The following is a 14,426-nucleotide window of genomic DNA, read 5'->3' on the forward strand; positions in this document are numbered from 1 at the left end:
AGCGAACTCATCTTCGGATCTCCTGCCATCGCAGTGAACTTTTGCCGAAAGAATTCGTCTGGATTTTAGGTGACGAAGTCGCGAATTCCGGTCAGGACTCGGCGATCGTCTTCGCGCGCAGCAGGATGTCTTCGATCATCGCGGGGTTCACCCGGCCGGTGGCGGTATTGCGCTGGCTCACGTGGTAACTCCCGAGCACGGTGACCGATCGGCCGTCGGGATGGGTGATCACGACTTGGGCGCCGTGGGTGAATCGGGGACGTGGGCGTGGCACCTGCCAGCCGCCTGCCAGCAGGACGGCGAACAGCGCCTGCCAGCCGAAGGCGCCGAGGACGACGATCACCCGAAGCGTCGGGCTGAGTAGTTCCAATTCCCGGCTGAGGAAAGGCGAGCAGCGTCGCCGCTCCTCGGGTGTCGGCTTGTTCTGCGGCGGGGCGCAGTGCACGGGTGCGGTGAGCCGGGTGCCAACCAGTTCGATGCCGTCGTCACGGCTGACCGGATGCGCGCCGGTCGCCAGCCCGACCGCGTGCAATGCGCCGAACAACACGTTGCCGCTCGGGTCGCCGGTGAACATCCGGCCGGTCCGGTTGCCGCCATGGGCGGCGGGGGCGAGGCCGACCACGAGAATTCGGGCGTCGGCGGGCCCGAAGCCGGGTACCGGCCGACCCCAATACGCTTCGTCGCGGAACGCGGCCCGTTTGACGACGGCGACGTCTTCGCGCCAGGCGACGAGTCGGGGGCAGGCGCGGCAGGTACATACCAAGCGATCCACTGCGGCGATATCGGGGGAGTCCTGCGCCGCCTGCGGGGCTGTTTCCGGATCCTCGCCGGTCATCGCCACAGTCTAGTCTGCGGCATGGATGCGACTTCGAGACAGTTCGCCAATCGAACCAGCTGCGCGGTACCGTCGGTACCACGTACATTCGAGGGATGTTGTCCACCGAGATCGTGAGCGCCGACGGAGTCGTGCGCGGTCGCGCGGGTCGTCGAATCGCCCGTTGGCGTGCCCTGCCCTACGCGGCCCCACCCATCGGAGCGCTGCGGTTGCGTGCTCCCCAGCCCGTTCGACCGTGGACGGGGGTGCGGTCGGCGACCGAGTTCGGCTTCGCCGCCGTGCAGAACCCGAACGGTGCCCGCGTCGGCCCACGAACCTGGCAACCCACCGGGGAAGACTGTCTGACGCTCAATGTCACCGCACCGGTGACGCCCTCGGCGACACCGCGCCCGGTGATGGTGTTCTTCCACGGTGGTGGCTACCTCATCGGCACATCGAGTATGTATTCCGGCGCGCGGTTGGCCGCGCGGGGTGACGTGATTGTGGTGTCGGTGAACTACCGCCTCGGCGCGCTCGGGTACGTCGACTTCAGTGAATTCTCCACCCCGGAAAGACCTTTCGAGTCGAACCTCGGCCTTCGCGATCAGGTCGCGGCGCTCGAATGGGTGCGCCGCAATATCGCCGCGTTCGGCGGTGACCCGGACAACGTCACGATCTTCGGTGAATCGGCCGGTGCGCACGCGGTGGTCAGCCTGCTGGCCACCCCCGCCGCGCGCGGCCTGTTCCATCGGGCGATCGCGCAGAGCGCCCCCGCTGACTGGACCTCGACACCGGAGCAGGCGCGCCGCTTCGCCCGCCGCTGCCTTGACCGGCTCGGCGCCACCCCGGCCGACGCCGCGACCGTTCTGAGCACCGTGTCCGCGAAGGAGCTGTGCCGGGCGGGCGACCGTGGGCTCGGCCGGTCGCTGCACGAGGAGCCCGGCAGCTTTCCCTACGCCCCTGTCGCCGACGGCGACTTCCTGCCGGAAACACCCTTGGACGCGATGGCGGCGGGCCGCGCGCATCCGGTGCCGCTGATCATCGGCACCAACCGCGACGAGGCGACGCTGTTCCAGCGCTTCGCCAAGTCGGTGCCGCACACCCCCGAACAGCTCAGGACCATCTTCGAACGCTACGAACCGGGCACCGAACAGCGGGTGACCAGCCGCTACCCCGGCTACCCGGCCGCGCGGACCGCAGTGCGCATCGGCGGCGACCACCTGTTCCTGCGCCCGACACTGGCCGTCCTCGAAGGCCACAGCCGATACGCCCCCACCTACGCGTACCGGTACGACTACGCCCCGCGCGCACTGCACCTGGCCGGCTTCGGTGCCACCCACGCACTCGACCTCGTCCCCGTCTTCGGGTGGGTCGACGGACCGGTCGGCCGCGCGATGACAGCAGCCGGCGGCAGGCGGGCGTTCCTCGCGGTCCAGGACTACATCCAGGACAACTGGCTCAGCTTCGCCCGCACCGGCCGACCGCTGCCGCCGTGGACGCCCTACACCGCCGAACGCCGGACCACTTGCATCATCGACAATCCACCGCGCGTACTGGTCGACCCCGAGTCCGCGCAACGTGAAGCGTGGCAAGGTATCCGGAAGTGTGAAGCATGACGGTAGAGCTCGCAGCGGGCTTGCTGGCTGACCGGATCAAGGCGCTCTACACCGAAGACGAGCAGGTCCGTGCCGCGCGGCCCGCCGAGGACGTTCACGCCGTCGTGACGACTCCCGGACTTCCGACGGCACGCATCATCGAAACCGTCATGACCGCCTATGCCGACCGTCCGGCGCTCGGCACCCGGCGCACCGAGCTGGTCGAGACGGGCGGTCGGTCGACACGGAAGCTGTTGCCGGAGTTCGAGTTACTGACCTACGGGCAGGTGTGGGAGCGCACTCGCGCGCTCGCCGCGGCCTGGCATCGTGAGGCCGTCGTCGCGGGGGATTTCGTCGCGGTGCTCGGGTTCACCAGCGCCGACTACACCGTGCTCGATCTCGCGACGATCCACCTCGGCGGGGTCGCGGTGCCGTTGCAGGCGGGCGCGGGTCTCGAACAGTTGCGATCGATTCTCGACGAGACCGAGCCGACGGTGTTCGCGGTCGATACCGCGCACCTCGACATCGCCGTCGACGCGGTGCTGGCCGGCGCCACGCCACGTTCGCTGATCGTGTTCGACCATCACGCCGACGACGACGATCACCGGGATGCCCTCGACGCGGCCCGCGCCCGTCTGCGGGCCGGGGGATCGGCACTCGTGCTCAGCACTCTCGACGACACCATCGAACAGGGCCGACTCGCCGACTCGGCGCCACTGCACGTGCCCGCCGACGGCGAGGATCCCCTCGCCCTGCTGATCTACACCTCGGGCAGCACCGGCACACCGAAAGGCGCGATGTACACCCAGCGCCTGGTCGCGGTGGGCTGGCAGCCCGCACGGCCGGTGACCGCGATCAATGTCAATTTCCTGCCGATGAGCCATATCGCCGCGCGGCTCACTCTCAACAGCGTGCTCGCCCGTGGCGGCACGGCGTATTTCACGGCGTCGCCGGACCTGTCTACCTTGTTCACCGACATCACGCTGGTGCGGCCCACCGAGGTCTTCCTGGTGCCGAGAGTGTGCGACATGATCCTGCAGCGCTTCCGCCGTGCGGTCGCCGAGCGCGGCGACGCCGCGAGCGACGCGGTGAAAACCGAACTGCGCGAACAGTTCCTCGGTGGCAGGCTGATGTCGGCGATGTGCGGCAGCGCGCCGATCGCACCCGAGTTGCGTGCCTTCGTCGAATCGGTGCTGCAGCTGTGCCTGCACGACGGTTACGGCTCCACCGAGACCGGCGGCGGGGTGATCTTCGATACGAAGGTGATGCGCCCGCCGGTGCTGGATTACAAACTCGTCGACGTGCCCGAGCTCGGCTACTTCGGCACCGACAAGCCCTATCCGCGCGGTGAGTTGCTGCTCAAGACCACCACCATGATCGCGGGGTACTACCGTCGCCCCGAGGTGACGGCCGAGGTCTTCGATGCCGACGGGTTCTGCCGCACCGGTGACGTGGTGGCCGAGCTGGCGCCCGACCGGTTGGCCTATGTCGACCGCCGCAACAATGTCCTCAAACTCTCCCAGGGCGAGTTCGTGACGGTGTCGCGGCTGGAAGCGGTATTCGCCGGCGCGGATCTGGTGCGCCAGATCTACGTGTACGGCAGCAGCGAACGGTCCTATCTGCTGGCGGTCGTGGTGCCTACCGAGGCTGCGCTCGCGGGGCCTGCCGCGCAGTTGCGCGCCGCGATGACTTCGTCACTGCACCGCGCCGCCGTCGCGGCCGAGCTCGAGCCGTACGAGATTCCGCGTGACTTCATTGTCGAGGCCGAACCGTTCTCGGTGGCCGACGGGATGCTGTCCGGAGTAGGGAAACTGTTGCGGCCCAAGCTGAAACAACGCTACGGGGAGCGTCTCGAGCAGCTCTACGCCGACCTCGCGCGGGGTCAGGAAGACGAACTGCAGCGGTTGCGTCGCGATGCGCCCGGACTGCCGGTGTACGACACCGTCGCCCGTGCCGCTCGCGCGGTGCTCGGTGGGGATCTGGCGGATCTGCGTCCGGACGCACGGTTCGGTGATCTCGGCGGTGATTCGCTGGCGGCACTGTCGTATTCGACCCTGCTGCGGGAACTGCTCGCGGTGGACGTGCCGGTGAATGTGCTGCTCGGACCGGACAGCGACTTGGCCCACATCGCCGACTACGTACGCCGTGAACGCGAACCCGGCACGCACAGAACTGATTCCGATGCGGTGCACGGCCTTGGCGCTACCGAGATTCGCGCCGCGGATCTGACACTCGAGAAGTTCTTGGATGTCACAGCCACGGCGGCCGTGCCTGCCACCGCGCCGGCGAAGACGGTATTGATCACCGGCGCGAACGGTTATCTCGGACGTTTCCTACTCCTGACCTGGCTGGAACGGCTCGCCCCGCAGGGCGGCAAGGTGATCTGTGTGGTCCGGGGCGGTAACGCGGTCGCCGCCCGCGAGCGCCTCGACGCGGCGTTCGACACCGGCGACAGCGTGCTCGCCACCCACTTCCAGGCTCTCGCGAAGGACACCCTGGAAGTACTGCCCGGTGATATCGGTGAACCGAACCTCGGTCTGCCACAGCCGACATGGGACCGGTTGGCCGCCGAGGTGGAGCTGATCGTGCACTCCGCGGCACTGGTGAACCATGTGCTTCCGTATACGCAATTGTTCGGCCCGAATGTGGTCGGCACGGCCGAGATCATCCGGCTGGCGCTGACCACCACGCGCAAGCCGGTGAGCTATCTGTCGACGGTGGCCGTCGCGGCACAGGGGGAGTCCTTCACCGAAGACGGTGATGTGCGAACCATGAGTCCGGTCCGTCGGCTGGATGGCTCCTATGCCAACGGCTACGGCAACAGCAAATGGGCGGGCGAAGTGCTGTTACGTGAGGCGGCCGAGCGGTTCGGACTGCCCGTCGCGGTATTCCGCTCGGACATGATCCTGGCGCACAGTCACTTCCGCGGTCAGCTCAATGTGCCCGATGTCTTCACCCGGCTCGTGCTGAGTGTGCTCGTCACCGGGGTCGCGCCGAAGTCGTTCTACCGCACCGATTCTCACGGGGGACGACAGCGCGCCCACTACGACGGACTGCCTGCCGACTTCGTCGCCACGGCGATCACCGAACTCGGCGCCGCCGCGACGAGCGGTTACCGCACCTACGACGTCCTCAACCCGCACGACGACGGCATCTCGCTCGATGTCTTCGTCGACTGGTTGATCGAAGCAGGCCACCACATCGATCGCATCGACAACTACGACGCATGGTTCGCCCGCTTCGAAACCGCGCTGCGCGCCCTCCCCGAACCCCAGCGCAAACACACCCTGCTCCCGCTACTCGACGCCTACCGTAAGCCGGGTCGTCCACTGCCCGGCTCTGCCCTGCCCGCTGACGGATTCCGCGCCGCCGTCCGCGCCGCACAGATCGGCCCCGACAACGACATCCCGCACCTGCCGACAGATCTCATCGCCAAATATGTCCGCGACCTGACCCATCTCGGCCTCCTGGAGTAGCTCTCACCGGCTGGGTCGCGCGATCCAGGAGTGCCACCGACTGTCGAGGATCAGGTCGGCCAAGCTCTGGTAGCCGCCACTACCAGGGTGCGCGCCGTCGCCCGCCGTAGCTTCGCGAATCCAGAGGGGATCTTCGGCCAATTGCCGTGTGGTGGCGACGAATGGCACATCCCGCGAGTCGCACAGGTCTGCCATGTCGTCGGCGAGTTCCGCTGTGCGTCGCAGATGGTCCGCACCACCGTCGATGACGGGTGGCGGGCCGATGACCAGCGGCTGGATCGCGCGCTCTCGGCTTTCGGTCAGGATGGTCGCGAGGTTGTCGAGGCACTGGGCCTTACCCACCCGGACGCTGCCGTCCTCCACGATCGCGTCATTGCTGCCGAAGGAGATCACCAGGCGATTGTCGGTGTCGGGCAGGATGCGCGGCTCGACCTCGCGCCAGCAGCGGCGCAGGACGTCGGCTGAGGTGTTGCGCCGGATGCCGAGATTGAACGCGGTGATGCCGGGGCCGCTCGCGGCGAGTACACGCCCGACCCAGCCGCGGTACTCCGGGTCACCGATGCCCTGGACGAAGGAGTCACCGATGAAGCAGATACGCAGATCCTCGTTCATTCCGGCAACTGTACGAGGCGGGGGAGTGGGGTCGCGGCTCGGTCTGACCGACGGCGGGGAGCGGACGAACGAAGGGGCAGTTGGGGTTTGAATCGTGCAGGTGGAGCCATGGGTGGCAGCGCGTCAGCGATCTTCAGCTGATGCACGCCTAATTAATCGCGATACTGAGATATATGCATCTATTTATGTGTTCCCATCAAACCTCATCGCCACCTCGGCAAACAGGCAATATCCAAAAGACACAAGGAGGCTAGGGCACTCACTGAGAGCGCTTGTCGCGGTGGGGGATCGTGGGCGAGTTGTGGACAGTGAGGGGCCGACTGCTACGGAGGGGCCACCATGCGCGCGACGGCCGACACCGTCGCCGCGCGCTGCTCCGCCACGCGATCACGGCCGGCGGCGACGTGGCGGAGCAGTGCATGGGTGGCCGCCGTGCGGGCCAGGTCGGTGAGCATGCGGAGCAGGATCGGGGCCGGGATATCGGTGGTGATGAGCCCCTCGTCCTGGCCGCGGCGGAGTTCGATGATCTTCATGTCGATGGTGCGGCGCAGAACCTGGGGAATATCGCCGGACGGTTCGAGTTCGGACCAGGCTTGTAGGCGGGCGTTGTCGGGGTGGGCGATGAAGTGGTCGAACAGGCGGCCGACATAGGCGGGAAGGTCGTCGGCCGACATCGCGGCTTCGATGCTGGTCTCGCTGGTCCAGCGTTCGGTGACGGCCGCGTAGAGCTCGTTCTTGCCGGGAAAGTAGGCGTAGAGCCGATCCTTGCTGGCGTGTGCGGCGGCCGCGATGCGGTTGATCCGGGCACCGGCGATACCGAATTCGGCGAACTCCGCTTTCGCCGCGGTGAGTATTCGCTCCCGTGTCGCCTGACCTGCCGCCCGCATGCGGCGCATCGTACCTCTTGCCGAACCATCTGGTTCGGAACTATGGTCCCATGTGGAACCGGACGGTTCTGAACTTTGTGAGACGAGGGCTTGATGAGCGCGGACAAACCACGGTGGCAGCAGCTCAGGGAGCAGGCCGACGGTGTCGCGACCGCCGATCTGGACCAGCTGTGGACCCGGCTGCGCCCGGCCCGCGCCGAGGAGATCCTCGGCGAATGGCGCGGCGACGCTTTCCAGACCGGTCACCCGCTGTGCCGCGCGCTGCCTGCCAGCCGGTGGTACGGAAAGACCTTCCTCGCCCTCGACGACGCGAAGCCGCTGATCTGCCGAGCCGAAGACGGCACGCTGTTCTCGAATGTCGAACTGGGACAGGGTGAAGCGACCCTGTGGAATATCGAGTTCCGCGGTGAGGTCACCGCGACCATGGTCTACGACGGCCGCGCGGTGTTCGATCACTTCAAGTGGCTCGACGACACCACCCTGATGGGCATCATGAACGGACGCCCCGAACTGGTTCTCGCCCGCGGCGAGTACTTCTATTTCCTCTTGGAACGGGTCTCCTGATGCGCACCTCGGCGGTGCTGTCGCGCGATCCGGCCGCGGAGTTCTCGATCGAGCCGATCGAGGTCGACGAGCCGCGCGCCGGGGAGATCCTGGTGCGGATCGTCGCCGCGGGGATCTGCCACACCGATCTGGTAACCCGGCGCGCGGGTGCCGCGGATCGTCCGATCCTGCTCGGACACGAGGGCGCCGGCGTCGTCGCGGCGGTCGGGTCCGACGTGCGTACGGTCCGGCCCGGCGATCATGTCGTGCTGACCTTCCGGCACTGCGGTGCCTGCCGCAACTGTTCGGCTGGGCGCCCTGCCTACTGCGTCCGCGCGACCGCCCTCAATCAGTTCGGCCGACGCGCGCACGACACGCCCCGGGTCCTGGTCGACGGTTCCCCGATACTGGACGGATTCTTCGGCCAGTCGAGCTTCGCCGGTTACGCGCTGACCACCGAGGACAACACGATCGTGATCGACCCGGCGATCGACCTGGCGGTGGCGGCGCCGTTCGGCTGCGGATTCCAGACCGGCGCTGGCGCTGTGCTCACTGTGTTGCGGCCGGAGTCGGGGGCGTGGGTCACCGTGTACGGTGCGGGCGCGGTCGGGATGGCGGGTCTGCTCGCTGCCCGGACGATTCCCGGCGTCCGCGTGGTCGTCGTCGAAACATCGGCTGCGCGGCGGGAACTGGCTGTGTCGCTGGGCGCTGACGCCGCGCTTGACCCCGCCGACGGGCCCACCGCACCGCGTATCCGCGAACTCACCGATGGTGGCGCGACCCACGCGCTCGACACGACCGGCATCGCCGCCGTCCTCGCCGATGCCGTCGCCGCGCTCGCTGTCGGTGCCACAGTGGTAGCCGTCGGTCTCGGCCGTGGCACGCCGCCGATCGATATCAGCGATCTCGTGCTGCACGGCAAGGCGATTCGCGGCTGCCTCGAAGGCGACAGTGTGCCTGCCACCTTCATTCCCCACCTGCTCGATCTGTACGCGGCCGGTCGTTTTCCGGTCGAGCGACTGATCGCCCGGTACCCGCACACCGAGGTCGGCACCGCGCTGGCCGACCAGCGCGCGGGTGCTGTCATCAAGCCGGTGCTCACATGGTGAGCACCCTCGAATCCCCGGACGTCCCATGACACTTCTCTACAACGACATCCCGACCATCGAGAGCGCCGAGACGGCTGCCCGCACCCAGCGGCGACTCGCGGTGCTCAGCGCCGCGCGTGCGGTCTTCGTCGCCCATGGTTACCACGGGGCGAGCATGGACGACATCGGTGTCAGGGCCGGGATGAGCAAGCCGGTGCTGTACACGCACTACGCGAGCAAGCTCGATCTCTATCTCGCTGTGCTGCAGGGCTATCTGGACCGGATGGTCGACGGTATCCGGGACGCGCTGGCCGACGCGCACGGCCAAGAGGACAAGGTGCGCCGCGCGGTGCTGGCCTATTTCGATTTCGTCGACGAGGACGCAGGCGGGCACACCCTGGTCTTCGAGTCGCCGGTGCCGAGCGAACCGTGTGTGCGGTGGCGGGTGCGCAATGCGATGGGCGAATGCGCGGTGTTGGTCAGCGCCGAGCTGCGTGCCGCGGGTATGGATGACGTCCGTGCTTACGGGTGTGCGTTCGGGGTGGTCGGCGCCAGCCACCTCGCGGCCCGTCAGTGGCTCGACGCGGGTTGTCCGATTCCGAAGGGCGAGGCTGTCGACACGGTTGTCGCGCTGTGCTGGAACGGATTGTCCGGAGTGGAGACCACGGGCGACTAGGGCGACCCCGTCGGCGAGGAATGTGTTCAGTGCGGCGCGACGGGCAGTGGACTTCCGTCGAGCAGTTCATCGCTGGGTAGCTGTCCGATGAGCACGGCGAGGGCACGCTTCCAGCGGCGCAGCACGGCCTCGCGTTCGCCGAGTGTGCCGGTGAGCATGGCGGTCATCGAGAGCCCGGTGAGCAGGTCGATGGTGAACTCGATCAGGACCTCGGCGCGCGGATCCGAGGCATACGGTTCGCCGAGTACTTCCAGGTAGAGCCTGCGCATTTCGGTGAACACGCGACGTTCCTCGGTGACGAGCTGGTCGCGGAGTTCGGCGTCGGTGCGCGCGGCGACCCACAGGTCGAGTGCGGTGAAGAAGGCGGGACTGTTCAGGTCGCGCCAGGCCAGGTCGACGACGGATTGCAGTCGGTCGCGGCCGGGCCGGAGGAGTTCGGCTTCGCGCCGGAACTTCTCGAGGCGGGTGTCGACCACCTGGGTGGTGGCGGCGATGAGGAGTTCGGCTCTGGTGGGGAAGTGGTGCTGCACGGTGCCGCGGGCGAGGCCGGCGCGTTCCTGGACCGCGCTGACGGTGGTCGCCGCGTAGCCGCGTTCGAGCAGGCATTCGGCGGTGCAGGCCAGGATCCTGGCGCGGGTGGATGCCCGACGTTGCGCCTGGGTGCGGCGTAGTGGTTGCACGGTCACCTAAGAAATCGTACGTGCTGCCGACAAGATTCGATAGATTGGTCGAAAAGTGTCGGCCGTCACCTCTTGACGACGGCGTATCGAGCTGATGCAATCAAGAAACCGTACGTAGTAACTGTTTATCTGGATGAAGGGCTGCGATGACGCAGATCTCTCACCTCCGCCGGGGTAGTGGTTCGCCGATTGTGCTTGTGCACGGTCTCGGCAGTCGCCGGCAGGTTTTCGCGCCGATCATCGATCTGCTGGCCGAACAGCATGAGGTCATCGCGATCGATCTACCCGGCTTCGGTGACTCACCCGCGCTGGACTCGGTGCGGCCGGGTCCGCGCGGGTACGCCACCTGGCTCGCGCAATGGCTGGCGGACAACGGGATTCGACGCCCGCACGTGGCAGGCAGTTCCATGGGCGGCGGTATCGCCCTCGAACTGGGTCGCGCCGGGGTGGCGTCCGGGGTCACCGCGTTCGCGCCGGTGGGCTTCTACGGGCCCGTCGGACGGCGCTGGACCCAGTGCTTGCTCACCAGCATGCGTGGTGCCGCCCGGGTCGCCGGGCCGACGTTGGACCGGCTGGTCGAGTATCCCGCGGGCCGCATGGCCCTGCTCTCGGCCATGTTCGGTCACCCGGTCCGCGTCGACCCCGATGCCGCTCGTACCGACTTGGCTGGGCTGGCCGGGGCTACTTCGTTCACGGCCGCGCGCGATGACTTCGGCGATTACGTCCTCGAACCCGGCGACGACCGTGGATCGTTGGGGGAGATCCCGGTGACGATCGCGTGGGGCACTCGCGACATCGTGCTCGTGCACCGCCCCCAGAGCGCCCGTGCCCGCGTGGTGCTGCCGTTCGCGCGTCACATCGACCTCCACGGCTGCGGGCACCTCCCGTTCAGCGACGACCCCGATACCTGCGCTCGTATCGTTCTCGAAGGGACCTCATGACACCGTCCATTGCCGTCATCGGCACCGGGTTCGGCGGCCTGGCGGCCGTTATCGAACTGAAGAAGCGCGGCTTCGACGACATCGTCGTGTTCGAGAAGGCCGACGATGTCGGCGGCGTCTGGCGGGAGAACACCTATCCCGGTGCCGCCTGTGATGTGCCGTCCCCGTTCTACTCCTATTCCTTCGAACCGAATCCGCGCTGGCCGCACCGGTTCTCGCGGCAGCCGGTGATTCTCGACTACATCAGGCACGTCGCCGAGAAATACGATGTGCGCCGCCACATCCGCTTCGGCACCGAGGTGCTCGGCGCCGCGTTCGACGACGCGAGCGGGAAGTGGACGGTCCGGCTCAGCAGCGGGGACTCCGTGGTGGTCGATGTGCTGGTGTCGGCGGTCGGCCAGCTCTCCCGACCGTCTGTGCCCGCGATCGATGGCCGGGACAGTTTCGGCGGCAGCAGTTTCCACTCCGCCGAGTGGGATCACGACATCGACCTGACGGGCAAGCGCGTCGCGGTCATCGGCACCGGGGCGAGCGCGATCCAGTTCGTCCCTGAGATCCAGCAGCAGGTCGAGAAGCTGACGCTGTTCCAGCGGACAGCGCCCTACATCATCCCGCGCCCCGACCGCGAGTTCTCGGCACGCCATCAGCGGGTGTTCGAGAAGTTTCCGGTGACCGAGCTCGCCGAACGTGGCACCTGGTACGGCGTGGTCGAAGGGCTCAGCGTCGCATGGGTGTACGCCAAACCGCTCGCCGCCGCGATCAAGGCCATCTCGAAGTGGCATATGCGCAGGCAGACCAAGGCCAAACCGGGTCTTTTCGAGAAGGTGTGGCCGGGCTATCCGGTCGGTTGCAAGCGAATCCTGTTCTCCGACAATTATCTTCCGGCGCTCACCGAAGCGAATGTGGAGGTGACCACCGAGCGGATCGCCGAGATCACCTCCTCGGGGGTGCGCACCGCGGACGGGCGCGACCACGAGGTCGACGTCATCATCTGGGGGACCGGTTTCACCAGCACCGAGTTCCTCGCCCCGATGACCATCACGGGCGCACACGGCAGGGAACTGACGCAGGAGTGGGACAGCGGCGCGCATGCCTACTACGGCATGACCGTGCCGCGGTTTCCGAACCTGTGCATCATGTACGGCCCCAACACCAATACCGGTGGCGGCTCGATCATCTACTTCCTCGAGGCGCAGGCGAAGTACCTCGGCGACTATGTCGCCCATCTGGCGGCGTCGGGTCGCGCGCTGACGGTCCGTCCGGACGTGGAGCAGGTCTACGACGAGCGGATCCAGGCCCAGCTCACCGGGAGCGTGTGGAGCCGGTGCTCGTCCTGGTATCGCCAGGCCGATGGCCGGATCACGACCAACTGGCCACTGCTCGGAATCCAATACAAGAATCAGGCGCGGTTCGACCCCGCCGACTACGAGGTGGTGTCGCGATGAGTGACTACGACTACGACGTGATCGTCGTCGGTTCCGGTTTCGGTGGCAGTGTGACCGCGCTGCGGCTGACCGAAAAGGGTTACCGGGTGGGTGTTCTCGAATCCGGTAGGCGCTGGAATGCCGAGGACTACCCGAAGACCAACTGGAACATCCCCAAGGCCATCTGGGCGCCGCGCCTTGGCCTGACCGGACCGCAGCGGATCAGCGCGCTCGGTAAGTGCCTGGTTTTCAGCGGTTCGGGTGTGGGTGGCGGGTCGCTGATCTATGGCAATACGCTCTACGAACCGTTGCCGGAGTTCTATGGCGATCGCGCGTGGGCGCATATCACCGACTGGAAGTCCGAGCTCGCACCGTATTACGACCAGGCCGCGCGGATGCTGGGTGTGGTCGAGAATCCGCGGGTCGGGCCGAAGGACGACGTGCTGTTGCAGGTCGCGCGTGATCTGAAGGTGGCCGATACCTTCCATCGGACCCATGTCGGTGTCTTCTTCAACGAGGGTTCCGAAGGCGTCGAGGTCGATGACCCGTACTTCGGTGGCGCGGGTCCGCGCCGGGCGGGCTGTATCCACTGCTCGGAGTGCTTCACTGGTTGCAAGCACAATGCCAAGAACACCACAACGCTGAATTATCTGCACCTGGCTGAAAGCAATGGCGCGCAGGTGCATCCGTTGACCACGGTGACCTCGGTGGCGCCCGACGGTCGGGGTGGCTACCGCGTCGAGACGGTCGCGTCGAACGGCTGGCTGCGCAAGGAACGACGCACCTTCACCGCCCAGCAGGTGGTGTTCGCGGCGGCGGCGCTGGGCACCCAGAAGTTGCTGCACAAGTTGCGTGGCGACGGCACGCTGCCCGAGTTGTCTTCGCGGGTCGGTGAGCTGACTCGCAGTAACTCCGAGGCGATCATCGGGGTAACCAGTAAGTCCCGGCGTGACTTCGCCCAGGGCGTGGCGATCACGTCTTCGATCCACCCGGAGCCGCAGACGCACGTGGAGGTGTGCACCTACGGCAAGGGGCAGAACGCGCTGTTCTTGCAGACGGTGCCGATGATCGACGGTGGGGCGTTCCGGTTCCTGCGGCTGTTGCTGACGATGGTTTTGCATCCGGTGCAATTTCTGCGTTCGCAGAACGCGCACGGCGCGTCGGAGCGGTCGGTGATCTTGCTGGTCATGCAGTCGCTGGACAACTCGCTGACCTCATATTTGAAGGGCAAGCGGTTGGTGACCAAACAGGGCAGCGGGGAGCCGAATCCGGAGTGGATTCCGATGGCGCACGATATCGCCCGTCGATACGCGGCTGAAACCGATGGCATCACCGGCAATATCGCCACCGATATCTTCAATATCCCCGCGACCGCGCACTACATCGGCGGCTGCACGATCGGCGATTCGCGCGATACCGGCGTGATCGACCCCTACCAGCGCGTCTACGGCCATCCCGGCTTGCACATCGCCGATGGCAGCGCGATCACCGCGAACCTTGGCGTCAACCCGTCGCTCACCATTACCGCGCAGGCCGAGCGGGCGATGGCGTTCTGGCCCAACAAGGGTGAGCCGGATCCGCGTCCTGATCTCGGTGGCGCCTACCAGCGGATCCGTCCGGTCGCCCCGGAGCGGCCCGCTGTGCCCGCTTCCGCGCCCGGTGCGCTGCGACTGCCTGTCTGAGACGAGAG

General features: G+C 67.0%; 12 protein-coding genes. 8 read left to right on the forward strand and 4 right to left on the reverse strand.

Annotated features, from left to right (window positions below):
- Positions 1–91: 91 nt before the first annotated feature.
- Positions 92–835 (reverse strand): uracil-DNA glycosylase, encoded by a 744-nt coding sequence (locus tag ACFXKN_RS00590; protein ID WP_378948510.1) that lies wholly within the window; start codon positions 833–835, stop codon positions 92–94.
- Between the two features lie 95 nt (positions 836–930).
- On the opposite strand from ACFXKN_RS00590, the gene ACFXKN_RS00595 reads away from it, so the two are divergent.
- The gene (locus ACFXKN_RS00595; protein WP_378948513.1) at positions 931–2,430 is read left to right on the forward strand and encodes a carboxylesterase/lipase family protein; all 1,500 of its coding nucleotides are present in this window, start codon (positions 931–933) and stop codon (positions 2,428–2,430) included.
- Positions 2,427–5,885 carry a carboxylic acid reductase gene (gene car, locus ACFXKN_RS00600; RefSeq protein WP_378948516.1) on the forward strand — a complete coding sequence of 1,153 codons (3,459 nt, stop codon included), beginning with the start codon at positions 2,427–2,429 and terminating at the stop codon, positions 5,883–5,885. Before ACFXKN_RS00595 ends, car begins: the two co-directional genes overlap by 4 nt.
- 3 nt (positions 5,886–5,888) lie before the next feature.
- Here car and ACFXKN_RS00605 read toward each other — a convergent pair whose 3' ends face one another.
- The gene (locus ACFXKN_RS00605; RefSeq protein WP_378948519.1) at positions 5,889–6,497 is read right to left on the reverse strand and encodes a GDSL-type esterase/lipase family protein; all 609 of its coding nucleotides are present in this window, start codon (positions 6,495–6,497) and stop codon (positions 5,889–5,891) included.
- A gap of 323 nt (positions 6,498–6,820) precedes the next feature.
- On the reverse strand, positions 6,821–7,384 hold the full coding sequence (locus ACFXKN_RS00610) for a TetR family transcriptional regulator (protein ID WP_378948522.1): 564 nt from the start codon (positions 7,382–7,384) through the stop codon (positions 6,821–6,823).
- Between the two features lie 93 nt (positions 7,385–7,477).
- Here ACFXKN_RS00610 and ACFXKN_RS00615 point away from each other — a divergent pair, with 93 nt between their 5' ends.
- From ACFXKN_RS00615 to ACFXKN_RS00625, 3 genes are read left to right on the forward strand one after another with little or no spacing between them, the layout of a single operon-like run.
- Complete coding sequence (locus ACFXKN_RS00615) at positions 7,478–7,948, forward strand: DUF4334 domain-containing protein (protein WP_378948524.1); 471 nt, start codon at positions 7,478–7,480, stop codon at positions 7,946–7,948.
- On the forward strand, positions 7,948–9,036 hold the full coding sequence (locus ACFXKN_RS00620; RefSeq protein WP_378948527.1) for an NAD(P)-dependent alcohol dehydrogenase: 1,089 nt from the start codon (positions 7,948–7,950) through the stop codon (positions 9,034–9,036). Before ACFXKN_RS00615 ends, ACFXKN_RS00620 begins: the two co-directional genes overlap by 1 nt.
- A 25-nt stretch (positions 9,037–9,061) precedes the next feature.
- Positions 9,062–9,691: a TetR/AcrR family transcriptional regulator gene (locus ACFXKN_RS00625; RefSeq protein WP_378948529.1), complete on the forward strand. Its 630-nt coding sequence runs from the start codon at positions 9,062–9,064 to the stop codon at positions 9,689–9,691.
- Between the two features lie 26 nt (positions 9,692–9,717).
- Here ACFXKN_RS00625 and ACFXKN_RS00630 read toward each other — a convergent pair whose 3' ends face one another.
- Positions 9,718–10,377, reverse strand: coding sequence for a TetR/AcrR family transcriptional regulator (locus tag ACFXKN_RS00630; RefSeq protein WP_378948532.1), 660 nt, complete (start codon positions 10,375–10,377; stop codon positions 9,718–9,720).
- Between the two features lie 140 nt (positions 10,378–10,517).
- On the opposite strand from ACFXKN_RS00630, the gene ACFXKN_RS00635 reads away from it, so the two are divergent.
- The 3 genes from ACFXKN_RS00635 to ACFXKN_RS00645 are packed head-to-tail and all read left to right on the forward strand — an operon-like array spanning position 10,518 to position 14,418.
- Complete coding sequence (locus ACFXKN_RS00635) at positions 10,518–11,312, forward strand: alpha/beta fold hydrolase (RefSeq protein ID WP_378948535.1); 795 nt, start codon at positions 10,518–10,520, stop codon at positions 11,310–11,312.
- Positions 11,309–12,757 (forward strand): flavin-containing monooxygenase, encoded by a 1,449-nt coding sequence (locus ACFXKN_RS00640; RefSeq protein ID WP_378948538.1) that lies wholly within the window; start codon positions 11,309–11,311, stop codon positions 12,755–12,757. Before ACFXKN_RS00635 ends, ACFXKN_RS00640 begins: the two co-directional genes overlap by 4 nt.
- On the forward strand, positions 12,754–14,418 hold the full coding sequence (locus tag ACFXKN_RS00645) for a GMC oxidoreductase (RefSeq protein WP_378948541.1): 1,665 nt from the start codon (positions 12,754–12,756) through the stop codon (positions 14,416–14,418). The genes ACFXKN_RS00640 and ACFXKN_RS00645 overlap by 4 nt, the downstream gene beginning before the upstream one ends.
- Positions 14,419–14,426: the final 8 nt, after the last annotated feature.

The sequence above is a fragment of the Nocardia sp. NPDC059195 genome, from assembly GCF_042754695.1.
In the GTDB taxonomy this organism is placed as follows: Bacteria; Actinomycetota; Actinomycetes; order Mycobacteriales; family Mycobacteriaceae; genus Nocardia.

Excerpts from the sequence above, each read along its gene's own strand:
- ACFXKN_RS00590 (WP_378948510.1), bottom strand. The coding sequence starts at position 835 with ATGACCGGCGAGGATCCGGAAACAGCCCCGCAGGCGGCGCAGGACTCC.
- ACFXKN_RS00595 (WP_378948513.1), top strand. The coding sequence starts at position 931 with ATGTTGTCCACCGAGATCGTGAGCGCCGACGGAGTCGTGCGCGGTCGC.
- car (WP_378948516.1), top strand. The coding sequence starts at position 2,427 with ATGACGGTAGAGCTCGCAGCGGGCTTGCTGGCTGACCGGATCAAGGCG.
- ACFXKN_RS00605 (WP_378948519.1), bottom strand. The coding sequence starts at position 6,497 with ATGAACGAGGATCTGCGTATCTGCTTCATCGGTGACTCCTTCGTCCAG.
- ACFXKN_RS00610 (WP_378948522.1), bottom strand. The coding sequence starts at position 7,384 with ATGCGGGCGGCAGGTCAGGCGACACGGGAGCGAATACTCACCGCGGCG.
- ACFXKN_RS00615 (WP_378948524.1), top strand. The coding sequence starts at position 7,478 with ATGAGCGCGGACAAACCACGGTGGCAGCAGCTCAGGGAGCAGGCCGAC.
- ACFXKN_RS00620 (WP_378948527.1), top strand. The coding sequence starts at position 7,948 with ATGCGCACCTCGGCGGTGCTGTCGCGCGATCCGGCCGCGGAGTTCTCG.
- ACFXKN_RS00625 (WP_378948529.1), top strand. The coding sequence starts at position 9,062 with ATGACACTTCTCTACAACGACATCCCGACCATCGAGAGCGCCGAGACG.
- ACFXKN_RS00635 (WP_378948535.1), top strand. The coding sequence starts at position 10,518 with ATGACGCAGATCTCTCACCTCCGCCGGGGTAGTGGTTCGCCGATTGTG.
- ACFXKN_RS00640 (WP_378948538.1), top strand. The coding sequence starts at position 11,309 with ATGACACCGTCCATTGCCGTCATCGGCACCGGGTTCGGCGGCCTGGCG.
- ACFXKN_RS00645 (WP_378948541.1), top strand. The coding sequence starts at position 12,754 with ATGAGTGACTACGACTACGACGTGATCGTCGTCGGTTCCGGTTTCGGT.